The organism is Rhodococcus sp. IEGM 1408 (genome assembly GCF_033142235.1).
Taxonomy (GTDB): domain Bacteria; phylum Actinomycetota; class Actinomycetes; order Mycobacteriales; family Mycobacteriaceae; genus Dietzia.
The window spans coordinates 150,281-175,311 of record NZ_JAWLRW010000007.1 but is presented as its reverse complement, the minus strand read 5'-3'; the positions used below and the strand labels follow the sequence as shown (position 1 = coordinate 175,311).

The following is a 25,031-nucleotide window of genomic DNA, read 5'->3' as shown; positions in this document are numbered from 1 at the left end:
GGGCAGCGCAGGTGCGGCCGGGTGCGATGGCCGAATGCCCGCTCGCGAGGCGGGCAGGCGGACCGTCGTGCAGAGCAGCAGCCGCGGCAGGTTCAGCGGCGGGCGGAGCGGCGGCGGGTTCAGCGGCGGGCGGAGCGGCGGCGGGTTCACCGGCGGGCGTGCAGGCCGGGCAGGTTCAGCGGCGGGCGGGCCGGGGCGTTGTCGCCGGTCCGCCCGCGCCGATCACATCGGGGCGATCGGGTGCTTGCGCGGGGACTCGATGCGGATCTTGTCGCGCAGCTGGGCCAGGGCCCCACGCAGCACCAGGCGGGTCTGCGACGGCTCGATCACCGCGTCGATGTAGCCCCGCTCGGCGGCGGAGTACGGGGTGGCGATGAACTCGTTGTACATGTCGATGAGCTGCCTGCGGAGCTTGGGACCCTCCTCGGGGCCCGCCTCCTCGATCTGCCGACGCTGCAGCAGGTCCACCGCGCCCTCGGCACCCATCACCGCGATGCGCGCGGTGGGCCAGGCGAAGTTCAGGTCGCCGCCGAGATTCTTGGAGCCCATCACGGCGTAGGCGCCGCCGTAGGCCTTGCGGACGACAAACGTCACCTTGGGCACGGAGGTGGCGGCCACGGCATAGCCCATCTTGGCCCCGCGGTGGATGATGCCGAGCCGCTCCTGCTGGACGCCCGGCAGGTAACCGGGGGTGTCGACGACGTAGACCAGCGGGATCGAGTAGGCGTCGCACAGCATCATGTGCCGCGTCGCCTTCTCCGAGGCGTCGATGTCCAGAGAGCCGGACAGGTGTAGCGGCTGGTTGGCGATCACCCCCACGGACTCGCCGTCGACCCGGGCGAACCCGGTGATGATGTTGGGGGCGAACTGCCCCGAGGTCTCGATGAACTCGCCGTCGTCGAACATCCGGATGAGCACGTCGTGCATGTCGTACGCCGAGTTGTCGGAGTCCGGGATGATCGAGTCGAGCTGCAGGTCCGACTCGGTGGGTGCCGGCTCGAGCCCGGGGTTGATCCGCGGCGCCTTCTCGGCGGCCGAGGAGGGCAGGTAGCTGAGCAGGTTCCGGACGTACATGAAGGCGTCGTGCTCGCTCACGGCAACGTGGTTGACGTTGCCGTTCTTGGCCTGCTGGAGGGCGGAGCCGAGGTCCTCCATGGAGATCTCTTCGCCCGTGACCTGCTTGATGACGTCCGGGCCGGTGACGAACATGTACGCCTGATCCTTGACCGCCACCACGAAATCGGTGGTCACGGGGGCGTAGACGGCGCCGCCGGCGCACTTGCCCAGCATGATCGAGATCTGCGGGATGTAACCCGACGCCGGGTACTGGCGCTTGGAGATCTCGGAGTAATAGGCCAGCGACGTGACGGCGTCCTGGACACGGGCGCCGCCGGAGTCGTTGATGCCGATGATCGGGCACCCGACCTTGATGGCGAAGTCCATGATCGCGCAGACCTTCTTGCCGAAGCCCTCGCCCACGGACCCGCCGAACACCGTGTTGTCGTGCGCGTACACGACCACCGGGCGGCCGTCGATGGTGCCGCGGCCGGTCACGACGCCGTCGCCGAATGGGTTGTCCCGGCTGCCGGGGGCCTTGGCCAGCTGACCCATCTCCACGAAGGTGCCCGCGTCGAGCAACTCCGCGATGCGCGCCCGCGGCGGCGTCTGGCCCGCGGCGTCACGACGGGCCTTGGCCCGCTCGCTGCCCGGGTCCTGGGCCTGCTCGGTCTTGACGCGCAGTTCTGCGATCTTCTCCGCCGTGGTCTTGGCCGTCACGCGTCCGTTCCCTTCAGTACTCCCGCGTCGATCTCCGAGAGCCGACGCGCCAGATGCCTACCGACCGTACCGACCACCGGTTCGTCGACCATCGCGAGGTGGTCCCCCTTGAGCTGGACCACCTCGAGATCGTTGACGATCCGGGCCCAGCCACCGTCGGGATCGATGTGTGCGTAGCGCGGTTCGAGCTCGATCGCGCCGTCGTGCATCCGCTCCGCGCGGTAGAGCACGAACGACACCTCGGCGCCCACCCCGGACCAGGTGGACAGGTCGGCGCTCTGGAGGATGCGGTTGTCCACGAAGCTCGCCCGCTGGTGCTCGATCACGCCGCCGCCCATGGCGTTGGCCTCGTCGCCCAAGGCCTCGAGGAGCATTCCCAGCACGCCGTCCTCACCGTGCTCGGCCAGGAACTCCCGCGGGACCTCCATGTCCAACCCGTAGGTCCGCTTGGCGAACTCGGTGTACCGCTTCCAGCGCTGCTCCGCCTCGTCGAGCGTGTCCGGGATCGGCTCGGACGGCTGCACCGTGTCCAGCAGCACCACGAGTGCGACCACGTCGTCAGCGGCCCGTAGCTGGCGGGCGACCTCGACGGCCAGGGCCCCGCCGAAGGACCAGCCGCCCAACGCGACGGGACGCCCCGCGGCGATCTCCCGGATCCGCTCCAGGTAACCGGCGGCCCGCTCCTCCAGCGGCCCCTCGGTGCGCTCGACGCCGTAGACCGCGTTGCCGCCGCCCAGCCTGTCGACCAGCGGCTCGTACACGAAAGACGAACCACCGGCGGCGTGGAACAGGAACAACGGGGTGTTGTCCGCCCGACCCTCGCGCAGGACGCGGATGTTGCCCTCCACCGCGACCTCGGTGAACGGGCGGAGGAGGTCGGCGATCTCCGCGACGGTCGCCGCCCGGGCCAACTGCTCGGCGGTGATCTCGCCGCCGCAGCGCTCCGACAGGCGGGCGGCGAGGGCGGTGCGCGTGGCGTCGTCGACGGCGGGCAGCAGCCCGGTCACTCCGGGGGCGGCCGCACCGGTGACCACGGCCCACGCGCCGAACGCCATCCGCTCGGTGTCGTCGCGGGGCGCGATGGCGACCTCGGACGCGGCCGACTCGTCGGCACCGGCCGGCGCGTCTCCGCGCACGGCGGTCACGTCGACCGCGCCCTCGCCGCGGGCTTGCTGATCGGCCAGTTCACCGACCTTGTCGGGGTTCTCGACCGCGTAGGTCACCATGTCCGCGACGTCGTTCATCGACGCGTCCCGCATGGCCTGCAGTTCGAGCGGCGGGATGGAGAACTCGTGCTCGACGCGGTTCTTGATCCGGACGGCCATGAGCGAATCCAGCCCGAGGTCGAGCAGGGGGAGCTCCCGCGGCAGGTCGTCGGGGCTGTACCCCATCGAGGAGCCGACGATCCGGGCCAGGCGGTCGCCGATGGATTCGCCACTGCCCGGCTTCCAGCGGGTGTCCGTCTCGTCGTCGTCATCGGGGTCCACCACCGGGGCGTCGGACTCGGCCGACTCGTAGGGCGCCGTGGGCTGGGTGCCCGGTTCGATCGGCGTGCCACCGCTCACCGCGCACTCGGCTACCAGCTTGAACGGGTCAGCCGGGTCCCCGGTGTGCGCGTGGACCTGCAGCGAGGCACCACCCGGGTGCGGGGTCATGGTGGTGGTGACCGCACCCGCGACCGGCAGGACGCCGGGGCGACTGACGGCGGTCAGGGCGGCGCCCTCGACCACGGACGCGGCGGCGGCCGTCATCAGCGCGTCGACGCTGGGCACGGCCTCGGCGCGGACCTGCCAGGCGTGGCGACCGTCGGGCAGCGCGACGTGCGAGCCCGGCATGCGTCCCTCGCCCGACCCGCCGCCGCCGGCGGTGACCGTGGGCCACAGGGTGCGGCGCTTCCACGCCGTGCCCGGGACCGCGGCGTAGCGCCCGGGGCCGGTGACGTAGCCGTGCAGCATCTCCACGACCTGCGTCATGTCGATGGTGTGGCCGTGGACGTACAGCTGGGCGATCGCGTGGAGCAGGGTGTCGGCCTCGGACTCCTTGCGCTTGAGCGTGAAGAGCAGGTTGGGCTCGGCGAGCCCGGCGTCGAAGCAGGTGGCCGCCACGGACATCGCCGCGACCGGGTTGGGCGCGAACTCCAGGAACGTCACGTACCCGGCGTCGACGGCCTTGCGCACGGCGTGGGTGAACCACACTGAGTGCCGCATGCCCTTGACCCAGTACTCCTCGGCGTGGACCGGCTCGTGGCCGGCGCGGTAGAAGGTCTCGCGATCCACCGAGGAGAACAGTCCGGAGGTGAGGGCGCGCGGCTCGAGGCCGGCGATCTCGGCGGCGAGCTCGCCCAGCAGCATGTCGACGTCGGAGGTGTGCCCGGCGCCGCGGACCTGGAGCTGGCGGGCGAACTTGCCCTGCGCCTCGACCCACGCCACGAACTCGGCGACGGGCGTGGCCCGGCCGCCGACCGTGGTGTGGGTGGGCGCGGCGTAGACCGCGGGCTCGATCGAGGCGAACTGCGGGTTGTCGGCGATGATCTGGGCGACCTCGTCGGCCGAGTACTCCACGAGCGCCATGGCCCCGGCGTCGGCGTCGGAGACCTGGCCCTCGGCGTCGCCCATGAGCCGCGAGCGCACGCAGATCACGCGCACCGCGTCCTCCAGGCTCAGCCCGCCGGCGGCGTAGGCGGCAGCGACCTCGCCCATCGAGTGGCCGATCACGGCCTCCGGCTTGGCGCCCAGCTCCCGGAGCGTGTCGATCAACGCGACCTGGATGGCGAAGATGCCCACCTGGGCGTTCTCGACCTCGTAGGTGACCGAGTCGTCGAGGAACATCTCGACCATCCGGTAGCCGGCCTCGAAGTCGATGAGCTCGTCCACCGCGTCCAGGCACGAGGCGAACAGCGGGTTGGACAGGTACAGCTCCTTGGCCATCTTGCGGTGTTGGGCGCCGAAGCCCGAGAACACCCAGACGTCGCCGGTACCGGCGGGGCCGTCGGCGCTGAACACGCCGGGTCCGGGGTCGCCGGCGGCCAACGCCCGCAGCCCGGCCACGAGCTCGGCGCGGGTGTGGCCGACGACGGCGCCGCGGGAGCGGCCGTGGTTGCGGGTGGCCAGGGTGCGCGCGACGGCCCCGAGGTCCACGGAGTCGTCCTGCGCCTCGAGCCAGTCGGCGATCTGACCGGCGGTGGCCTTGCGGCGCGAGGGCAGCGAGCCGGACACCACGAGCACGGTGGCGGCCGCGCCGGGTGCGGAGGTGCCGGTGGTGGCGAGCTCGTCCGCGTTGCGCTGGACGGCCTCGGCGACGCAGCGGGCCACCTCGTCCTGAGGAGCGTCGGCCTGCGGCGCGTCGGCCTCAGCACCGGAATCCGCGTCCGCGGCGCGGACGGGGCCCGGCTGGTACTCCGCCACCACGACGTGGGCGTTGGTGCCGCCGAAGCCGAAGCCGGAGACGCCCGCCACCGCTCTACCGCTGTAGCGCGGCCACGGCGTGGTCTCGGTGACGACGCTCAGCCGGGCGGCGTCGAAGTCGATGTACGGATTGGGGCCGGCGTAGTTGAGCGTGGGCGGGAGCGCGTCCTTGCCCATTCCCAGGATCACCTTGGCCAGTCCCGCGGCACCGGCTGCCGACTCCATGTGCCCGAAGTTGGTCTTGGCCGACCCCAGCAGGGTCGGGCGGTCGGCGTCCCGGCCGCGGCCGAGCACCTGGCCCAGCGCGGTGGCCTCGATGGGGTCGCCGAGGATCGTGCCGGTGCCGTGCGCCTCGATGTAGTCGACGTCCCTGGGGTCGACCCCGGCGTCGGCGTAGGCCTGACGCAGGACCGCGACCTGGGCGTCCGGGTTGGGCGCGGTCATGCCGTTGGAGCGACCGTCGGAGTTGACGGCGGACCCCTTGATGACGGCGAGGACCTGGTTCCCGTCCCGTTCGGCCTCGGACAGGCGCTTCAGTATGAACAGTCCCCCGCCCTCCGCGCGGCAGATGCCGTTGGCGTCGGACGAGAAGGCCTTGATTCGCCCGTCCGGGCTGAGCGCGGCGCCGGTCTTGGCGAAGCCCATGGTGGCGGCGGGTGCCAGCATCATGTTGACGCCCCCGGCCACGACGAGGTCGGACTCGTGCAGTCGCAGCGAGTTGACGGCCTCGTGGATCGCGACGAGCGAGGTGGAGCACGCGGTGTCCATCGTCATCGACGGGCCGCGGAAGTCGAACGTGTACGAGACGCGGTTGGAGATGATCGAGTTGGAGGCGCCCGTGACCGCGTAGGGGGAGGCGGCGGCGGAGTCGGAGGTGAGGAACACCTGGTAGTCGCTGGACGACGACCCGATGAACACGCCGACCTCGTGGCCCTTGAGGTCGCTCGCGGGCAGGTGCGCGTGCTCCAGCGCCTCCCATGTGAGCTCGAGGGCGAGCCGCTGCTGCGGGTCGACCATCTCGGCCTCGCGGGGACTCATGCCAAAGAACTCGGCGTCGAAGTCCCTCACCTCGGAGTCGTCCAACCAGCCGCCCCGGTCCGGTGCGTCGGCGAGCACCTGCTGGACGTAGGCGTCCCCCGCCCACTCGGACCAGCGGTTAGCCGGCCGCGGACTGGTGGCGTCGCGGCCCTCGGCCAGCAGGTCCCACGTGGCCTCGGGCGAGTCCGCGCCGCCCGGGAACCGGGTGGCGAACCCGATCACGGCGACGTCGAACTCCATGCCGGCGCCGCGGTGGCGGAAGGTGTGCAGGTCGCTGGGCTCGCCCAGATCGACCGGCCCGTTGACCACGTACTCGGCGAGCGAGGCGATGGTGGGGTGCTGGTAGGCGACCGTGGCGTCCAGCGGACGGCCGAGCAGGTCCTCCAGATCCGCCGACAGGGTCACGGCGTCACGGGAGGACAGTCCGAACTCCTCCAGGGAGCGGTCGTCCGTCACCTTGGAGATGTCGAGCCCGGTGGCCCGGCAGACCCAGCCCCGCAACCAATCGCGGAGCTCTACTACCGTCATGTCGCTCTGTGCCATCGTGGGGCTCGCCTTTCCATCGGGAATCGTCCGGTCGTGCTCGCCCGTCGCCGCGGAGCACTCGTCGCGCCGTGAACCGGCCCGGAACCTACTCCGCGGGCTCGTCCGGGAAGGCCGTCTGCTGGTGGCCACCCCGCAGTGTGCCGTCGACGTACGCGGTCTTGCACGCGCGGCGGGCGATCTTGCCGCTCGAGGTCCGGGGGATGGACCCCGCGGGGACCAGGATCACGTCCTGCGCCGTCACGCCGTGCCGGGCGGAGATGGCCGAGCGGACGGCGTCCGAGATGGGACCGGGATCCGCCTTACCTGCGCCGGGGGCGCGTTCGCCCACCACGACCAGCGTCTCCGAGGAGTCATCGGCGGCGATCTCCGCACCGTTACGGGCGTCGATCGGGAGTTGGTTGGCCGGCACGGCGAACGCGGCCACGAATCCGGGGCGCAGCGCCGCGGAGGCGTCCTGCGCGGTGTTCTCCAGATCCTGCGGGTAGTGATTGCGGCCGGCCACGATCACCAGGTCCTTGACCCGGCCGGTGATGTAGAGCTGGCCGTCCACATAGGCACCGAAGTCGCCCGTCCGCAGCCAGCGCGCGCCGGGGGGGACCGTGCCGAACTCCCGCATCGTCTTGGAGTTCTCCGGTAGCCGCTCGGCGAGTGTGTTGCCGAACGTCGCCTCGGTTTCCTCGGGGCGGGCCCAGTAGGCGCGGCCGATGTTGGTGCCGTGCAGCCAGATCTCTCCGACGCGGCCCTCGGGGAGTTCGCGGCCGGTGCCGTCGTGCTCTCCCGTGGCCTCGTCGATGCCCGCCTCGACGATGACCGCCCACTGGCTGGGCGCGACGAAGCCGCACGCGACCTGCGGGATGGCCTCCTCGTTGCCCTCCACCTCGGCGGGGTCGAGAACGGTCATGACGCCCCGGTTGAGGTCGTCGCGGTCCACGTGGATGACGATCGCCTCGTCGTCCTTGCGCGGCGAGGAGACGAACAGCGTCGCCTCCGCCATCCCGTAGGAGGGCTTGATGACGGTCGGCGCGAGCCCGTACGGCGCGAACGCCTCGTTGAACGCGCGCATCGAGGCCGGGGTGACCGGCTCGGAGCCGTTGATGATGCTGGTGACGCCCGACAGGTCCAGGGTCTCGCCCTCACGGGGCAGGCCGCGGCGGGCCGCGTGCTCGAACGCGAAGTTGGGGGCGGCGGCGAAGACGCCGTCGCCGTCCGCCATGGCGCCGAGCTGGGTGACCCACCGGCCGGGCCGCTGCACGAAGGCGCGGGGGCTCATCACGGTGATGGTGGCGCCGCCCATCGCGGGCAGGATCACGGTGAGCAGACCCATGTCGTGGAACAGCGGCAGCCAGGTGACCCCGCGCGAGGCGCGGGTCAGGCCGAGCCCGTCGAAGAGTTGCATGACGTTGGTGACGACGTTGCGGTGGGTGATCTCCACGCCCGCCGGGACGCGGGTCGAACCGGAGGTGTACTGCAGGTAGGCGATGTCGTCCGCGCCGAGGTCGGGCCGGGACCAGCCCGAGCCCAGCTCAGCCGGGATGGCGTCGACGGCGACGGTGCGCGGCCGCTGACGGGCGGGTAGCTCACGGAACAGCGTCCGCACCCCTGCCGCGGACTCCGTGGAGGTGAGGATGACGGACGGCGTGCAGTCGCCCAGGACCGCGTGGAGGCGGTCGTGGTGACCGGGCTCGTCCGGGTCGAACAGCGGGACGGCGATCAGCCCGGCGTGGATGGCGGCGAAGAACGACACGATGTAGTCGAGCCCCTGGGGCGCGAGGATCGCCACGCGGTCACCCGGCTTGGCCACCTGCTGCAGCCGCGCCGCGATCGCGTAGAGGCGCGTCCCGAAGTCCGACCACGAGAGCTCGTGGACCTCGCCCTGCCGCGACGCCGAGTAGTCGATGTAGCGGTAGATCAGCCCGTCGGCCGCCGGATCCTGGCGTGCGGCGGAGACGTTGGATTCGACGAAGTCGACCAGGGTGGTGCGATCGGGTATGACGATCGCCCCGCTGGCGTCGTGGTATTGCTCGAACTCCACGTTGCTCCGTTCCGAACCGATGACTGGATGGCCGACGTCGCCGACCTCGGACAAACCGGACGACAAGCTTGGTCGATCCTACAGCGTGCCCCACGGCACTTCCGAACTCCTGAGTCCCGATCCGGCCAGGCGTGTCGCGGCAAGTCACGCGTGCGCCACCGACGCGTCAGCCGTGGGCGATCTCCGGCGCGGCGTCGGTGAGCCCGCGGACGTGTCCGATGGTCCACTCCGGAACCGTCGTCCCCACGATCACGTCTGGGTTGGTGGCGTACATGGCGTGGATCGCGTTGTTGGCCACGAACTCCTGGAACCGGGCAGCACCGTCGACCATGTTGAGCGGCGCGTTGCAGATCAGGTCCCGGGAGTCGCAGATCTGGGCGGTCCGGTCCGCGAGCGCGCCGAAGCCTCCCGGCCGCGGTCCCGTCATGGTGGCCCCGGCGATGAGCTGGGTGAATCCGGTGACGGGCTGCAGCGAGATCTCCATGCCCTGGCCGGTCCCGGGGGACAGCCCCGGCGACTGGCCCTGACCGGGCACGCGGCGTCCGTCCGCGATGAGGACCGATCCGCGCACCAGCTCGGCCGGTACCGGGCCGTTGCCGGTGCCGATCTCGCTGGTGAGGTCGCCGGCGATCACGGCGCCCTGTGAGAAGCCCAGCAGGATGTAGGAGGTGAACGGGCAGCGGGCGTGTACGGCGGCGAGCTCGGTGCGGGCGCGCTCCGTCCCCTCGGCCCGGCTCTGGTCGTAGGTGATCTCAGCCGGTCGCTGCGGGTTCCGGAACTGCGCGACGTACGGGACCGTGAAGACCTCGAGCCGATCGTCGGGATACTGCTCGCTCAGCGGGTCGGTGACCGACCGGAGCAGGGCGTTGGGCAGGAAGGCCGGCGCGTACGGGTCATCGGTGGGGCTGCTCTCCCACGTCCCCGGCACCGCGATCAGCTGCACATCCGGGCAGTCCGCGGGCTGGGACTGCTGGGGCACGTCCGGGCCGTCGTCCGGCCCGCCCCCGGGGCCCGGGGGCAACCCCTGGTTCCCGATCCACCAGCCGATTCCCAGCACCAGCAGGACCACCACGACGAGCGCTCCGAGCGCGCACCCGAGACGGCGACCGCCTCCACGACGAGATCCACGAGCCACGTTAGAAAACTCCTTCCCGGGTGCCCGACGGAGAGTCGCGGGCAGCCGATGACACGTTCAACGGCCCGGGAGACGTCCCGGTTCCGCAGACGACTCGGCGTGTCGAGCCTCACGCCGCCGGCTGCTCAGGGGCAGAGCTGTCCGGCGGCGGCGTCGACGACGATGCGGGAGATCTCCTCGACCTCCCGCTCGGAGTAGCCGCCGGCCGAGATCTGCCCGGCCACGGCATCGGCGATGGTGGTGGTCTCCCCCGCGGCCCCGCCGGTGGTCCTGATCCGACAGATCGTGTTCCCGGCGGCCACGAGCGAGTCCGACAGCTCCTCGGTCTGGATGTCGCGACCCTCGAGCGCCGCGAGGTAACCGCGCTCGCGCGCGCCGACGACCGGGGAGGTGTAGCCCGGCGTGTCCGAGTCGACCGGCGCGGGCGCCTCGGTGAAGCGCCCGGAGTCCTCGGACGCGGCGACCCGTGACGACGACGAGGCGGCGCCACCGGGCGGCGGGGCGAACGTCTCCGAGTCGGGAACGCCCGACACCGTGGAATCACCACCGCCGCAGGCGGTCAGCATCCCGCCGACAACGACCAGCGCTGCGCCGAGCGCCGTGGACCGGCCGATCACGAGATCTCCGCCCGGCCGCCGGTCACGGTGATCCGCCCGCCCTCGAACTCCATGACCTGACCAGCCTGGGTGTTGCGTAGTTCGCTGGTCGGGTACCCGAGGCGGCCGCGCTCGTAGTCGACCGTGCCCCAGGCGTCGAACACCGGGCCGCGGGGGACGACGTGCGCGCCGGTGGGCAGTGACCAGTAGATGAAGCCGCCCTCGAAGCGGTTAAAGGCGCCGCCCCGGGTGCTCAGGGAGATCTCGTCGGTGGCCGGGTAGCCCAGCGCCGAGTTCTCGGCCCCGGCATCGCGGTAGGCCTTCAGGATCGCGCCCTCCACGACCTTCGGTCCCGTCTCCTCCGACCAGTAGACGGTGCCACCCTGGAAGCCCTGGACCACGCCGGGCTTGTTGGGGTTGGTGACCTCATCGGTCGTCGGGTAGCCGAGGTCGCCGCGCTCCGCGCCGCGGTCCTGCCACATCGCCCGGACCGCGCCGCGGATCGAGTGCGCCCCGGTGGCCGGCGACCAGTAGATGACGCCGTTCTGGAACTGGGTGAACCGCCCCTTGCCGTCCGGGGTGGCGGTCTCGCCGGAGGTCGGCAGCCCGAGCGGCCCGTCGGGGCCACCCTCGGCCTGGTACGCGGCGCCGATGGCACCGAGCACCGAGTGCGCGCCGGTCTGCTGCGACCAGAAGACGCGGCCGAAGCGGAAGTCGGTGGCCTTGCCACCCTTGACGTCGTACTCGCCGGTCAGGCAGGGACCCAGTCCGGGCTGGAGCCCGGCGACCCGGGCGATCTCGCCCGCCGCCGCGCACGGCGCCTCGACGTTCTCGATCCCGACCGCGCGCGCGAACTGGGGCCACGCCTGCGTCATCTCGAACTGCCAGTACGGCCACGTGTGGGTACCGGACGGCCGGAAGTTGGCCGTGACCTCGACCCCGGCGCCCCGTGCCTTGTTGGCAAAGGTCTGGCTGGTCATCCGGGACAGCAACTCCAGGCCGTAACCCGGGAAGTTGGTGGGGATGTCGGGCAGGCCGGACGGCTGGTCCCAGGGTCCGGTGTTGCCGCTGCCGGCGGAGACGTACACGCTCTGGCCGCGCATCCTGTCCACGTGGAGCTTGGGGTCCTGCTCCTGCCAGCGGTCCGAGCCGAGCGGCCCCCACATGCCCTCCGCCGCGTAACCGCCGGCGTCCTGCATGGCCACCTTGATGGCTTCGGGCATGCCGAAACTCGTGGTGTCCAGGAAGCCCGAGAAGCTGCCGGTGAACTGGAAATGTTCGGGGTACCGCTGGGCGAGCATCATGGCGGCCGTGCCGCCCATCGACAGTCCCGCCACACCGTGCTTGTCGTTCACGCGCCAGTCCCGCGCCAGTAGCGGCGGGAGCTCCTCCATGAGGAACGTCTCCCACTGGTAGGCGGAGCCCTTGGCGTCGGAGACCCAGTCCGTGTAGAAACTCGACTCGCCGCCGACGGGCAACACGACGATCGCGTTCTTGGCGTCGACGAACTGCGAGATCTTGGTCTCGAGCGTCCACCCGCTCGCGTCGTTCCGGGCGCGCAGGCCGTCGAGCAGGAGCAGCGACGGGTAGGTGCGGTCGGGCTCGGCGTTCCACCGGGCGGGGAGCATCAGCTGCACCTGGACGGCCTGCTCCATGGCCGGGGACTGCACCCACAGCGCCACGCGGTTGGCCGTCTTCCACTCCACCTTGTCCAGCCGGACACCCGACGGGACCGCCGACGGCACGCGCAGCGAGGGGGCATCGACCCGGTTCTCGGGAGTCGACGGAGCCGGGCTGGCGGCGGGGCTCGAGGCCGGGCTCGCGGGCGCCGAGGTGGTGCGTCCCGGGCTCACCGGGGCCGGCGTCTCCTGTGCCGGTGCCTGCTGGGCCGGCGTCTGCTGGGCTCCGGCGACGGGCGGGACGGCGAGACCGGAGCCCACCACCCCCACCACGAGTGGGGCCGCGAGGAGGGTCGCCCACCGGTTGCGGGGGCTCGCGTGTGCGCTGGGGGTCGCCATGGTGTTGTTCTCTTCCTTGCCGCGTCGTCGCCGAGTGCCTGGGGGGCGGGCCGCGCGCGCGACCCGGTCAGCTGTGTCCGGGGCCCGGGTCCGTGGCGCGTCCGCGGGTTCCCCTCCCGCGGCCGAACCCGGAGGTCACGCAAAAAAACCGGGGCCCCGCACGAGAATCTACGCGCGGGGCCCCTGTGTGACGGGTGAGGACTCGCTGACAGGAGTCCGATTCGTCGGCTAGCTGGCGTCGATCACCACGCGTGTGCGTTCATCACGTCGAGGATCTGCGCCGAGCGGGCCGCGACGAGGTCGTCGTTCCAGTAACCCCAGCCGTGGACGCCGGTGGTGCGGTAGTCGAACGTGGCCTTGTTCGGCTGGGCGTTCATCGTGTTCTGGAACGCGATGGTCGATCCGCGGGAGAGTCCCTCGAGGATGATGCCGTTGAACGTGTTGAACACGGCCTGCAGGCTGGTGGGCTGGTCGTACTTGCCCGGGATGGCCGAGCCGGCGGTGATGTACATCGGCACGTTGCGCAGCTTGCCAGCGTTGAGCAGCGGGTCGTTCTGGCCCCAGCGCGGCGACCCCGGCAGGCCCCACATGGCAAACGGGTCGCACTTGCACTGGTCGAACATCGCCAGCGGGAGCATGGTGTACATGCCCGGTGCGGTGGTGTTCATGTAGCCGGAGAACACCGAGGCCTGCTTGAACTGGTCGCTGTGATTGGCGGCCAGCATGGCGGCTGCGGAGCCGCCCATGGACAGTCCGGCCACGGCGTTGTTGTTGCCGGCGACCCCGAAGTTCTGCCACAGGTACCCGGGCAGTTCCTTGGTCAGGAAGGTCTCGTACTTGTACTCGAGGATGTTGCCGCCCAGGTTGATGGGCCGGTCCCAGTCCGAGTAGAAGGACGCCTGGCCACCGACGGGCATGACCAACGTGATGTTGTCCTGCAGGAAGATGCGCTGCGCCTGGGCGTCGTGGGTCCAGGCGTTCCAGTCGTCCCGCGCACGCAGTCCGTCGAGCAGGTACAGCCCGGCGTTGCCGCCGAACCGGGCCGGCTGGATCTGGACCTTGATGTGGCGGTTCATCGCCGGTGACCAGACCTCGCAGAGCTGGACCCACGAGGCGACCTGGTCCCAGACGCACCCGGGGCGCAGCCGGTTGCGGAAGCCGACCGGGTTCTCGTCACCGCCGGCAGGCCGGAACGCGGGGGCGGGCGGCGTCGCGCCGGCGGATCCGGCCGATCCGCCGGAACCGAGACTGGCCGACGAGCCCTGCTCGGTGGCCTGGGCGCCGACGAGAGCCGGGGCGCCGACGACGAGGCTTGCAGCCGTCGCCAGGGCGGTGAGCCCGGCGGCGAACTTGCGCCGGAGGGTGGTCTGGGACATTCGTTGGTTCCTTTGTTCGTTCCTGGTGCCCGCAGGGGACCCGGGGCATCGGTGACGTCCATCGGACCGGCACCACCAGGGGAGGACCGGAACTGCGACATCGTAACTGTCGCCCACATTGGGGCAGGTGTTACACGTGGAGGGCCATCTCGGCCCCCTATTGTTACCGATTTGAGATAACGGTAGGGGTCACCCTACCGAGTGCCCTGGTACTTCTCCACCTTCTCAGGCATGGGCAAACCGCACCTCTGCACCTCGTATGCAGGGATTCTGTTGATTCTGTACTCGGCGAATGAGAATGCGTTCATGATGTTCGACCAGCGTCTTTCCAGCGTCAACGGGCCGGAATACGACTCGACCAGCGCCTGGGTCGCCGGGCACTGCAGCGCCACCTCCGCCTGGTTCACCCAGTTGACGTCGATCCAGCGCGGGAAGTTGACCGGGTCCTCGATCACCCCCGTGCGTGCGAGAACCCAGTCGTACGGCAGGAACTTGTCGTGACCGATCCGCCCGTCCTCCATGCGGTCCGTGTGGGCGGCCAGCGGCGCGGCCAGCCCCACGGTGTCGTAGACGTCCACGTCGAGCGGAAGGTTCATGCTGGTCATGCCGAGGTTGAGGAACACGATCGTCTTGTCGGGGCGGTCGGGGAGCTCGAACGGCGCCAGACCCGGCAACGGATGGTCGTAGGCCACCACGTCCCACCGGTCCTGGAAACCCGGCACCGGGAGGAAGACCGCTCCCGTCCGGTTGCTCGAGACCTCGCGCACCAGCGCCCGCATCCTCGGGAAGTCGAGGTAGTCGTCCGCGAGCAGCGGGTGCTTGTGGCCGGTCCGCTGGATGTAGTACTGCCGCTCGTCGACGATCCCCGCCGCCGTGATGGTCTCGGGTTCGTCGCGGAACGGGTCCTGGACAACCTGGACGGTCACCGCCCACCCGACGACGACGAGCCAGGCACCGGCGGCCACCGGGACAGCCACGCGCCGCGCCCTGGCGCCGGCCTCCCCGCGGGCGGGACCGACCGGTAGCGGCACCACCGAGACCGGCAGGAGGAACAGGAACAGGGACGGCAGCAGCACGCGGCCGTGCATGAAGTCCCCGCCCACGCGGGTGACGTAGACCAGCATGATCGCGGCGACCGCGAGGAACGCGACGGTGACGACCGGGGTCGAGCGGACCCGGTTCCGCAGGCCGCGCAGGCCGCCCACCTCGTCGTCGTCCGACTCCACCCGTGCGCCCTCGACCCGCGCACCCGCAGCACGTACACCCACAGCGGCGGGACCCGAGCGGCGCACCGCCCACAGCGAGACCAGGCCGGCGATCAGGACCGCCGCCAGCGGCAGCAGCAGCGCGTACGGCGCCAGGAGGTCCCACAGGTACTCTCCGCCCTTGTCCCACTTGGAGCCGCCCGCATCCTTGGCCACGGCCGTCAACGGGTACGGCAGTGCGTAGTACGACATCCGCCAGAGCTGGTAGACCACCGGGACCGTGCCCGCCAGCACCACCAGCCAGCCCAGGTGCCGCCACGACTGCCGCGCCGCCGCCATCAGCGCCAGAAAGACCGCCGCCGCCAGCGCCATCTCCGGCCGCACGAGGGGGCCCAGCCCGGCGAGGAACGCGAGCGCGGCCGTACCCGCCGCCGGCAGACCGAAGCGGTACTCGCGGTGCGGGGCCCGCGCCCAGCGCTGCAGGCCCAGCCACATGAGGCCGATCCAGCAGATCACCAGCCCCGTCTCGAGGCCGGAGGAGGCGAAGTCCCGGGCCGGCGGCAGCATGATGTAGACCACCACGCCGAGCGGCAGCAGCAGCATGGGGCCGCCGGCCGGGGCGTGCCGGGTGCCGCGGTACATCACGCGGGTGCCGAGCATCGCGCACGCGACCGCGATCATGCTCAGCGTCAGCGCCAGCCCCAGGGCCACCAGCTCGAGCCGGTAACCCACCACCTCGTGGCCGGCGTAGACGAGGTAGGTCCAGAGCGTGGAGGTGTTGGACTCGACCCGCTCCCCCGCGTTGAAGACGGGGCCGTTGCCGGCGATGAGGTTGCGGACGGTGCGCAGGACGATCAGACCGTCGTCGGCGATCCAGCGGCGCTGCCAGGCGCCGGCCGAGAACACCGCCACCACCACGGCGAGGCCCACCCAGAAGACCGGCTCGGTGTGCCGGGGGCTCGCCGCCGGACGCCGCCCCGTCAGTTCAGTCATCGTCCACGTCAGGTCAGGAGAAGGACGGCACGACGTAGACGCCGATCACCACGGTGAGGACCCACAGCGCGGCCAACACCTGCAGGACGCGGTCGCCGAGCGCGATGTCCTCCGGCTCGCCGGCCTGGGCGGCGTCGACGTCGACCGCGTAGCGCAACACCGCGATGGTGAAGGGCACGATCGAGATCTGCAGCCAGATGGCGGTGTCCGTGCCCTCGCCGCGCTGGTAGGCCCACAGGGCGTAGCAGAGCACGAGGACCGTGGCCGACAGCGTCCACACGAAGCGCAGGTAGGTGGGGGTGTAGCTCTCCAGCGCCTTGCGGATCTTGGCGCCGGTCTCCAGGTGCAGGCGCAGCTCGGCATAGCGCTTGCCCGCCGCCATGAACAGCGAGCCGAAAGCCATGACCAGCAGGAACCACTGGGAGATCTCGACCTCGGCGGCCGCGCCACCGGCCATCGCGCGCAGGAGGAAACCGGAGGAGACGAAGGCGATGTCGAGCACCGGCTGGTGCTTGAGCCCCAGGCAGTACATCAGTTGCATGACGATGTACACGCCCACGACGATCGCCAGCGCCGGGTGCGCGAAGGCCAGCGAGATGCCGATGGCCGCGACGATGAGCACCGCGGCCATGCCGTAGGCCAGCCCGACCGGCAGCACGCCGGCGGCGATGGGCCGGAACCGCTTGGTCGGGTGCGCCCGGTCGGCCTCGACGTCCAGGGCGTCGTTGATCAGGTACACGCTCGAGGCGGCCATGCAGAACGCCACGAACGCGATGGCGACGGAGAACAGGACGGACGTGTCGGCCAGGGTCTGCGAGCCGGCGGCCGCGGGCGCCGCGATGACCAGGACGTTCTTGACCCACTGGCGGGGCCGGAGGGCCTTGACCATGCCGTCGAGCAGGTTCTTGGGCGGTGCGCCCTTGGCCTCGTCCTGGGCCTCCGCGAGGTCGATCTCGTTGGCCGTGTGCGGCTCCGCACCGAGGAGGTGGTGCTCGTGCCCGGCCCGGGCAGCCGGGACTCCGGTCTGATCGGTCATCGATTCTCCTCGTGGATCAGGGTGGTGCGCAGGCCCTGCGCGTCGTCACGGAGCGACCCGGGCAACACCCGTTGGACGGCCTCGGTGGGCCAGACCGCACGGGTGAGGGCAGCGCAGCCCGCGCCGACCGCGGCGCCGGCGAATACATCCGAAGGGTAGTGGACGCCCAGCACCAACCTGGACGCCAGCATCACCGGGACGAGCGCGGGAGCCACCGGGACGCCGCTCACCGCGCCGGCGAGCAGGGCGAACGCCGTGGTCGAAGTGGCGTGGGAGGACGGGAAACTCAATCTTGAGGGGGTGCTCACACCCACGGTGACCGTGGGGTGATCCGGGCGCCGGCGACGCACGACCCGCTTGACGACGACGGAGGTCGCGTGCGCTCCGAAGCTGCCGACCCCGACCATCGCCCACCGGCCCCGACGAGTCGGATCGACTGCCGCACCCACCGCGGCGATCGCCATCCAGCCGAGCGCGTGCTCCCCGACATGCGAGAGCGTCACGGCCACCTCCCGCGCTGCCGGGACCGCCAGCAGCTGGCGCTGGATGGCCCCCAGGAGTCTGACCTCCCCGGTGGGCACGGGGATCTCGACCGTCGGAGTGGTGGCGGCGTCGTCGTGCACGTCGTCATTCACGTCGGCGGCCCCGGTGGCGGCAGCGTTGCTGGGATCAGGCGTCGAAGACACGGCTCCAGGCCTCCTTGGTCACGAGCTCGGCGTGCTGGTCACGGTAGCGGCGGCGCATCTCGGGGAATCGGCGGTAGAGCTCGCGGTGCACGGCGACCGACTCCCTGAGCAGGGCTCCGGCCTGGTCACGGTCGCGCTTCCGGTAGACCACGCCGCGTCCGTCGGCGGTGGTGACGGTGGCGCCGTCGATCCTGCTCAGCGAGTACCAGCGCGCCTCGACGGGCGGGAAGTTGGCCTGCGGCACGTCGTGGTGCGCCTTGTCGTCGCGACTCAGGGTGTGGATAAGGCCCTTGGCCAGCGCGACCACCTTGCCGGCCTTGCCTCGCGGTTCGGTGTGGATCCCGGCCGGCCCGCCCGAGGGGGCGGGCAGGTCCACGGCCGACGGGATGACCACGGCGTCGGGGAACTCCGCACGCATGCCCCGCACCTTGGGCAGCGCGGTCGGCAGCAGCTCGTAGAGCGCCTCCGGGCCGCGCAGGAAGTCCCGGATGGCCTCGATCTGGATGGCCACCGTCGAGTACTCGAGGCACACCAGGTGCTTGACCAGCGCTTTGAGGCTGGACTGCATGATGCCCTTGTGGTCGCCGTCGTGGTAGAGCGAGGCCACCACCAGGCGGTTGCGCAGGTGGAAGTAGGCCTGCCAGTCGATGGCGTCGTCCTTGTCCGACCACGCCATGTGCCAGATCGCCACGCCCGGCATGGACACCGTGGGGTGGCCGGCCCGGCGGGCCCGCAGTCCGTACTCGGCGTCGTCCCATTTGATGAACAGCGGTAGCGGCTGGCCGATCTTCTCCGCGACCACGCGCGGGATGAGGCACATCCACCACCCGTTGTAGTCCACGTCGATCCGGCGGTGGAGGTCCTTGGGGTTCTCGCGGTCCGTGAGCGGGTACCGGGAGAAGTCGTAGTCGTAGTCCGCGTGGGGGGCGGCGGTCCACATGAAGTCGTGGGCGCCCACCACCTCGCCCATGGTGTGCAGGTGGCTGCGCTCCTGCAGGTTGAGCATCTGGCCGCCGACCAGCATCGGCACGGTCGAGAAGCGGGCGAAGGCCAGCGCCCGCAGGATCGAGTCGGGCTCGATCTCGATGTCGTCGTCCATGTACAGGATGTAGGGCGAGTCCGTCAGCCGACGGGCCTCGTACATGATGCGGCTGTACCCGCCCGAGCCACCGAGGTTGGGCTGGTCGAAGATCCGGAGGCGGTCGCCCAGGTACTCGGCGGCCTGCTCGAATCCGGGCTCGTCGCGCACCTTCCGGTTGCCCTGATCAGGCATGAGCACGGCGTCGATGACCGCGTCCACCTCGGGGTCGGAGGTGAGCGCACGCAGGGCGGCCACCGCGTCGCCCGGGCGGTTGAACGTGGGGATGCCGATGGTCACCCGGCGGTCGTTGGGGACCTGCACCGACGGGTCGGGCGCGCCATCCGGGCCGGCGTCGGGGCGGGTCGCGGGCGCATCCACGGAGGAATACCAGCCACCGGCGAGCAGCTCGACGTCCGTGTCCGAGGTGAGGTCGAACCAGATCCAACCGCCGTCCTCGAACGGGCCGAGGTCGCACACGAACTCGACCGTCGTCACCCGGTCCGCCCCCGCCTCGCCCGGCTCCCCCACCACGTCACCGCTGATGGCGATGCGCGAGCCGTCGATCTTGGACCGGTAGAGGTCCACCCGGCCGGCGCCGCGGATCGTCAGCCGCAGGACCACGTCGCCGAGGATCGTCCAGCGCCGCCAGTACGCCGCGGCGAACGCGTTGAAGTAGGTGGCAAAGGAGACCTCGGAGTCGGCGCCGACGCTCAGCGTCGTACGGCTGGCCGAGTGCGCGCGGCGGGCGTTGGTCGAGGCCTCGGTGAGGTACAGCGAGCGCACGTCCAGGGGCTCACCGGCGCGGGGCAGGATGATCCGCTGGAGGCACTCCCGGCCGAGCGGGTCCGCGAGACCGGCGACCGACCGCTCGACCTCGTCGACCAGTTCGTGGTGGCCGTGGTGTGGCATGTGGATGAGTCCCCGTCCCGACGGCCGTTCTATGTCCGCCCTTGTCCCGCGTCACGCGTGTCGCGATCCGCTAGTCGAAAGCCGGGTCGATCGTACCCGGCGCCGGCGCGGCGGCCCGCGCACCACGCTCCCACGGGCTGCGATCTCAACCGCCAGACCGTCCACGCGATCTAAGCGGGTGCGCTCCTATTCGAGCGCAAGATGGTGGTCCGCACGGATCTCCTCAAGGAGGCGCTCGACGGCATCAACCAGCTCGGTCGCTCCGGACGACATGTCGGCCGTCGGAATCGGGGCACCGCTCCTGATGACGTCCGCGGCGAGGAGGTGCGCGCGACGGGCAACCGACCCCTTGCCCGCCAGGGCCCACGCCACATCCCACGCCTCCATCCGGTCGAGAATGATCTGCTTCTCGGCGAGCTCGACGACCTTGTCAGTCAACGCCACCGCGATCGTATCGACGACCTCGCCCCGCTCCTCCTCGGACACGGGTTGCCCCTGCCAGCGCACGGGGTTCTGAAGCATCGCGTACAGGACACTCTGCAGCGCGCGCCGGAAGTCGCCGGCTGGCTTGAGATCCCGGTACTCGACGTCGGTCCGGCCGACTATCCGGCGGTTGAGCGCCTTGATCCTCGCCCAATGTTCAGCTCGGAGGTCGCCTGCGGGCGCCGGCCTCTCCACGCCCAGCCGGACGAGCCATTCCTCCTGAAACCTAGCCGTCGCCTTCTCCACGGCGATGACCACCCCCTTGCGGGCGACGACTATCTCGGCGTCTCCGTGATCGCTTACCGGTTCGTCACCCTCCAGCTCGCAACGTAGACGCAGAAACTCCGCCGCCCCCTTACGCCCGAAGACGTCTTTGGAGGTGAGGAACCGGTCGAGCCGCCCCGCGTAGTAGACGGACGAGTCCAGACGTCTACGCAAGGCACGTGCGGCGGGTGCCCCGGCTGCCGACTCGATACTCGTGAGCGCGTTCTCCACCGATTCGCGGACGTGCGCGGTCCGCGCGGAGTAACCGGTGAGGTTCGCTCCCGTCACGCCGTCAAGGTGGGTGAACAGGAGATGCAGCTTGCCGACGCTTCCAGACTCAACGATCTGGGTCAACGCCGCGAGAGGCCCGGCCTGCATCGGCTGTTGCGCGTTGTCCACGACCAGAACAGAGTCGCAGTGTCCCACCTTCCGCACCAGCGACGACGAGAGCGACGAAATGGACGAGGGGGTGTGTCCCAGCCCTTCGCTGTCCACGATCACCAGGCGGAGGGGTCGGTCGGACCACGTGGGGACGAACGGACCGCTCACGCGGATCCCATTGACCACCGGGGTGAGGAGGCGACCGAAGCCGGTCGCGGAGTTGCCGTAAAAAGTGGACAATTCCCCGAGGAACCGGACCCGGTCGGCGGAGGTTTGGGTCCACATGAGCGGCCAGCCCTCGTTGTCCCACGTCAGGTCGCCAAACGACAGTGCCGAGAACCGACTAGTCACTTCGTGGACGACCATCGCGATGACATGACCGGTGGTCACCGACTCCGCGACCGCGTCCTGGAGCGCCTCGTACAGGGCGTCTTCGTCGCTCTGTACGGCCCCGGCAAGGTCGGGTCTTGAGAGGATCGACCGGACCATCGTCCGCACCTTGGCCACCGCGTGATCCATGACCTCGCGCGACCTCGAGACGTCGACTTCCACGAGGCCGGTTCCCGCAGCGAGGGACATCTCCGCGATCTCGTCTCCGGTGGCGTCGACGGCACCCGTCTGATCGTCCTCGATGATGTCGTCATCGATCACGTCATCGATGACATCGTCGTCGTCCTCCACGAGCGGACGGCCAAGAAGGTAGCTCAGCCGGAACCTCTGTCCCTCATGGTCGAGAAGCTTCATGTACACCACGTCGTCGCCGGCACCCTCGTACACCGCCTGGGCCGCGGCCACCACGTTGTCAAGCAAATGATCCTCGACCTCGTCGCGGGGCATGAAGGTGACAGCCGCACGGAAGAAGGGCTCGTCGCGCGGGATGATCTCCGTGTCGGCGACCGTCGTCTTCGCGGTGGACGTGGACGGGAACCGTTCAGTGCGCGGGTTCGTCCCGAGCAGCTGCCTGACCACAGTTGTCTTGCCCGCGCCGGTCGTCCCCAACATAAGCACCCGCCGATACCCGTCGTCCCGCGTCGGGAGTGGGAGCACGGAGTCGCGCAATTCCTCGAAGGTCAGCATGCACACCGTTCATCTGGTCGATTCACTTGACAGCTGACAGTATAAGTCCCCTTTTCTTCTTATGTGACGACACACCAAGATGGTCACGCATCACCTACGGATAGTCCGCGCTCGTCCGGAATTCTGGGTCCTCTCGTCCGGACCAGGTCCCGCGCGAAGCCGCCGACCCAGTAGGTTGACCTCATGTCCCTCACCGGATCCGCCCGCCGCCGCCCGACCGTCCGCACCGCCCTCGGGGTGCTCGCCCTCGCCGTGCCCCTGGCGCTCGCCGGGTGCGGTGCCGACGACTCCCCCGCCGAGGACGCCTCGGCGACCGGTACCGCGACCACCGCCGGATCCGAAGCGGCCGGCTCCGGGACCGCGGCCTCTGAGACGGCTGGCTCGGAGTCCACTGAGGCCGTCGCCGCCGAGTGCCCGCCAGCCGAGGGCGCGACCGAGCGCGCCACCTCGTTCACCTCGGCCCCGCCGATGTGCCTGACCCCCGGCGTCGACTACAGCGCCGTCATCACCACCGACGCCGGGGAGGTCACCGTGGACCTGCTCGAGGAGAAGGCCCCCGCGACGGTGAACAACTTCGTGTTCCTGGCCCGCCACAAGTACTACGAGGGCATCGGATTCCATCGCGTGATCCCCGGCTTCATGATCCAGGGCGGCGACCCGCAGGGCACCGGCAGCGGCGGCCCGGGCTACGAGTTCGCCGACGAGCTCCCCGCGGACGGCGAGTACCAGGTCGGGTCGATGGCCATGGCCAACGCCGGCCCGGGCACCAACGGTTCGCAGTTCTTCGTTGTCACCGGCGAGTCCGGCGTCTCCCTGTCACCGGACTACAGCCTCTTCGGCACCGTCACCGAGGGGATGGAGACCGTGACCGCGATCGAAGCTGACGGCAGCTCGCAGGGCACCCCCAAGACGCTGCACACGATCGAGAAGGTCGAGATCGTCGAGGGCTGAGCGGACTGAGCGGTCCGAGCTGGCCGAGCTGGCCGAGAGGCTAGGGGCTGGAGGCGATCCCCCGCGCGGCCAGCCGGGGCCTCCGGTCCCCGGCGGCGCCGCGCAGCCGGCGGGAACACGGCCGTACGGGCATTCCGCCAGCGCGAGCACCGCCGCATACGCTGCCCGTTCGCCCGGCGCTGGCGCTCTGGTCCAGTCGCCCAGCGCACCCCGGCCTGAACCGGGCATTCCGGCCGCGTAGGTCAAAGACGCAGCGCGAGCCGAGGCTAGTGCGCTGGCCCTCTGCCGCGAGGGGTCACGGCGACGGCAGGAACGCGACTGGGCGGACAGAGGGCCAGCACGACCCCTCCCGGACACGCTGCCCGTTCGTCCTACGCTGGCACTCTGGTCCCTTCAGCCAGCGCACCCCGGCAGGAATCGAGCGTTCCGGCAGCGCAGGTCAAAGAGGGAGCGCGGGTCGGGGCACGTGCGCTGCTGCTACGTCGGGGGACACGGCAGCGGCATGGCTCCGGCACTCTGCCGCTCAGCCGGGCGATGCCTGCAGGAGCGCGCCCCGACGCAGGTCAGTAGCCGCTCGATCCCCCTCCTCCGGAGAACGACGCGTTGGAGTAACCCGTGTTGGTGGAGCTCGTCGCTGCCTCGGCAGCCTGCACGTCGTGGGAATGCCAGCTCGAGACCACGTAGAACGGGACGAAGCCGTTGTAGCCGTAGCCCGCGCGCCAGTCGCGGTCGTACAACCTCGGCGCGTGGCGGTCGCCGGCGTCCTCGGCCGCCTCGACATCCGACATCTCGCGGGCCCGGATCGCCTCGACGACGATCCGGTAGTCCACCACCAGCCGGGCGTAGCGGTCCATGAAGTCGGGCGCCGCGGTGTCCCGGGAGAGCTCGTCGGCGCGCGAGTCGAGGGCCCTGGCCTCGGCGGCGAGCCGCTCGTCCTTCGTTCCCAGCGCGGCGGCGAGCATGTCCTGGTGGAGCTCTCCGAGCTGGCGACGGCGCACGTCGGCGTCGCCCTGCTCCATGCGGAAGAGCTGGTCGATGTTCTTCTCGGCGGTCTCCATCTGGTCCACCGTGGTGTGGGCGGTCTCGATGTCGGCGGCCTTCTCGCGGAACTCTGCATCCTTGGACTCCGGTCGCAGGTCACCGATCCGGCCCATCACGGTGTCCAGCGCGAGGAAGCGGTCCCGGACGTCCGCCCACTGCGACCGCAGCTCGTCGTCGGCCAGCTTGGAGCGCAGCGAGTTGGCGCGGATGTCCAGCCCGTCGAGCTCTCCGGCGACCCGTCCGTACTCGCGGGAGACCCGGTCGTAGCGCTCCCTCGCCGTCGTCGCCTTCTTCTTCCTGCTCGCCGCGACGGCGGCACCGATCGCGCCCGCGCCGACCACCCCCGCCCCGCCGACAGCCCAGGGGAGCCACGACGGCGCGCCCTCGGGTTCCGGGGCCACCACGGTCGGGTCGGCCGCCGCCTGTGCGCCCGCGAGCAGGCCGACCGCGTAGTTCTCCCGCCGCATCGGATCCTTCATGGCCTCCAGCGAGCCGTCGAGGTGGCTGCCCTCGAAGAGGTCGAGCGCCACGCAGACGTCGTCGCCGCAGTAGATGCCGACTTTCTCCGCCTCCGGGTCGTTGGCCACGATCAGCGTCCCGGCCGCCCACTTCTCCTTGTCCTCCGACACGAGCTCCGGTCGCTCGGACTGGGCGAAGCGCTCGGTGGTGTCGTTGAGGTTCTCGCCCCCGTCGTCGAACACCAGGTACTCGACCTGCCGCACCTGCGGCGGGAACGCGATGCGCTCCGTCTCGCCCCGGAGCAGGTCCTGGTCCCCGGGCGAGAGCACTCCCGCCCGGTCGGTGATGCCGACCCCGACGGCCGGGGCCCGAGCGGGGGCGGGTGCCGGGGCCTGGGCGCCGGCCGGGGCGAGTGGCAGCAGGAGCAACAGCAGGGCCGCGATGCCGAACAGCACCACGAGTGGGAGGCGAGGGACGCGGGACACCGAGCTGGTCATGGGCCCACTCTAGGGGCGGCGAATCGTCGTCGTCGCTCGTCCGACCG

At 70.7% G+C, this 25,031-nt stretch carries 14 protein-coding genes; 1 reads left to right on the top strand and 13 read right to left on the bottom strand.

Annotated elements, in window-relative coordinates; translation table 11 throughout:
- Positions 1 to 222: 222 nt before the first annotated feature.
- The 12 genes from R4P08_RS12695 to R4P08_RS12640 all read right to left on the bottom strand — a co-directional run bounded on the left by R4P08_RS12695 (position 223) and on the right by R4P08_RS12640 (position 22,036).
- The gene (locus R4P08_RS12695; protein WP_317814256.1) at positions 223 to 1,776 is read right to left on the bottom strand and encodes an acyl-CoA carboxylase subunit beta; all 1,554 of its coding nucleotides are present in this window, start codon (positions 1,774 to 1,776) and stop codon (positions 223 to 225) included.
- Positions 1,773 to 6,761 carry a polyketide synthase Pks13 gene (gene pks13, locus R4P08_RS12690; protein ID WP_317814255.1) on the bottom strand — a complete coding sequence of 1,663 codons (4,989 nt, stop codon included), beginning with the start codon at positions 6,759 to 6,761 and terminating at the stop codon, positions 1,773 to 1,775. The genes R4P08_RS12695 and pks13 overlap by 4 nt, the downstream gene beginning before the upstream one ends.
- 88 nt (positions 6,762 to 6,849) lie before the next feature.
- Entirely contained in the window at positions 6,850 to 8,796 is a 1,947-nt protein-coding gene (gene fadD32 / locus R4P08_RS12685; RefSeq protein ID WP_317814254.1) for a long-chain-fatty-acid--AMP ligase FadD32, read from the bottom strand.
- Positions 8,797 to 8,962: 166 nt separating this feature from the next.
- Positions 8,963 to 9,931 (bottom strand): cutinase family protein, encoded by a 969-nt coding sequence (locus R4P08_RS12680; protein WP_317814253.1) that lies wholly within the window; start codon positions 9,929 to 9,931, stop codon positions 8,963 to 8,965.
- Between the two features lie 125 nt (positions 9,932 to 10,056).
- Entirely contained in the window at positions 10,057 to 10,548 is a 492-nt protein-coding gene (locus tag R4P08_RS12675; RefSeq protein WP_317814252.1) for a hypothetical protein, read from the bottom strand.
- Positions 10,545 to 12,545, bottom strand: coding sequence for an alpha/beta hydrolase-fold protein (locus R4P08_RS12670; protein ID WP_317814251.1), 2,001 nt, complete (start codon positions 12,543 to 12,545; stop codon positions 10,545 to 10,547). Before R4P08_RS12670 ends, R4P08_RS12675 begins: the two co-directional genes overlap by 4 nt.
- Before the next feature lie 242 nt (positions 12,546 to 12,787).
- Entirely contained in the window at positions 12,788 to 13,921 is a 1,134-nt protein-coding gene (locus R4P08_RS12665; protein WP_317814250.1) for an alpha/beta hydrolase family protein, read from the bottom strand.
- Between the two features lie 194 nt (positions 13,922 to 14,115).
- Positions 14,116 to 16,119: a flagellar motor control protein ZomB gene (gene zomB, locus R4P08_RS12660; RefSeq protein WP_317814249.1), complete on the bottom strand. Its 2,004-nt coding sequence runs from the start codon at positions 16,117 to 16,119 to the stop codon at positions 14,116 to 14,118.
- Between the two features lie 13 nt (positions 16,120 to 16,132).
- Positions 16,133 to 17,155 (bottom strand): decaprenyl-phosphate phosphoribosyltransferase, encoded by a 1,023-nt coding sequence (locus R4P08_RS12655; RefSeq protein ID WP_317814248.1) that lies wholly within the window; start codon positions 17,153 to 17,155, stop codon positions 16,133 to 16,135.
- Entirely contained in the window at positions 17,152 to 17,742 is a 591-nt protein-coding gene (locus tag R4P08_RS12650; protein ID WP_317814339.1) for a phosphatase PAP2 family protein, read from the bottom strand. The genes R4P08_RS12655 and R4P08_RS12650 overlap by 4 nt, the downstream gene beginning before the upstream one ends.
- An 82-nt stretch (positions 17,743 to 17,824) precedes the next feature.
- Positions 17,825 to 19,831 (bottom strand): glycosyltransferase, encoded by a 2,007-nt coding sequence (locus tag R4P08_RS12645; RefSeq protein WP_317814247.1) that lies wholly within the window; start codon positions 19,829 to 19,831, stop codon positions 17,825 to 17,827.
- Between the two features lie 186 nt (positions 19,832 to 20,017).
- The gene (locus R4P08_RS12640; RefSeq protein WP_317814246.1) at positions 20,018 to 22,036 is read right to left on the bottom strand and encodes a hypothetical protein; all 2,019 of its coding nucleotides are present in this window, start codon (positions 22,034 to 22,036) and stop codon (positions 20,018 to 20,020) included.
- Between the two features lie 183 nt (positions 22,037 to 22,219).
- Between R4P08_RS12640 and R4P08_RS12635 the strand changes: the two genes are divergently transcribed.
- A complete protein-coding gene (locus R4P08_RS12635; protein WP_317814245.1) occupies positions 22,220 to 22,987 on the top strand; it encodes a peptidylprolyl isomerase in 768 nt (255 codons plus the stop codon).
- Positions 22,988 to 23,550: 563 nt separating this feature from the next.
- On the opposite strand, the gene R4P08_RS12630 is transcribed toward R4P08_RS12635, so the two are convergent.
- Positions 23,551 to 24,984 (bottom strand): DUF5129 domain-containing protein, encoded by a 1,434-nt coding sequence (locus R4P08_RS12630; protein ID WP_317814244.1) that lies wholly within the window; start codon positions 24,982 to 24,984, stop codon positions 23,551 to 23,553.
- Positions 24,985 to 25,031 lie beyond the last annotated feature (47 nt).

Excerpts from the sequence above, each read along its gene's own strand:
- R4P08_RS12635 (WP_317814245.1), top strand. The coding sequence starts at position 22,220 with ATGTCCCTCACCGGATCCGCCCGCCGCCGCCCGACCGTCCGCACCGCC.
- R4P08_RS12665 (WP_317814250.1), bottom strand. The coding sequence starts at position 13,921 with ATGTCCCAGACCACCCTCCGGCGCAAGTTCGCCGCCGGGCTCACCGCC.
- R4P08_RS12640 (WP_317814246.1), bottom strand. The coding sequence starts at position 22,036 with ATGCTGACCTTCGAGGAATTGCGCGACTCCGTGCTCCCACTCCCGACG.
- R4P08_RS12645 (WP_317814247.1), bottom strand. The coding sequence starts at position 19,831 with ATGCCACACCACGGCCACCACGAACTGGTCGACGAGGTCGAGCGGTCG.
- pks13 (WP_317814255.1), bottom strand. The coding sequence starts at position 6,761 with ATGGCACAGAGCGACATGACGGTAGTAGAGCTCCGCGATTGGTTGCGG.
- R4P08_RS12630 (WP_317814244.1), bottom strand. The coding sequence starts at position 24,984 with ATGACCAGCTCGGTGTCCCGCGTCCCTCGCCTCCCACTCGTGGTGCTG.
- zomB (WP_317814249.1), bottom strand. The coding sequence starts at position 16,119 with ATGACTGAACTGACGGGGCGGCGTCCGGCGGCGAGCCCCCGGCACACC.
- R4P08_RS12655 (WP_317814248.1), bottom strand. The coding sequence starts at position 17,155 with ATGACCGATCAGACCGGAGTCCCGGCTGCCCGGGCCGGGCACGAGCAC.
- R4P08_RS12670 (WP_317814251.1), bottom strand. The coding sequence starts at position 12,545 with ATGGCGACCCCCAGCGCACACGCGAGCCCCCGCAACCGGTGGGCGACC.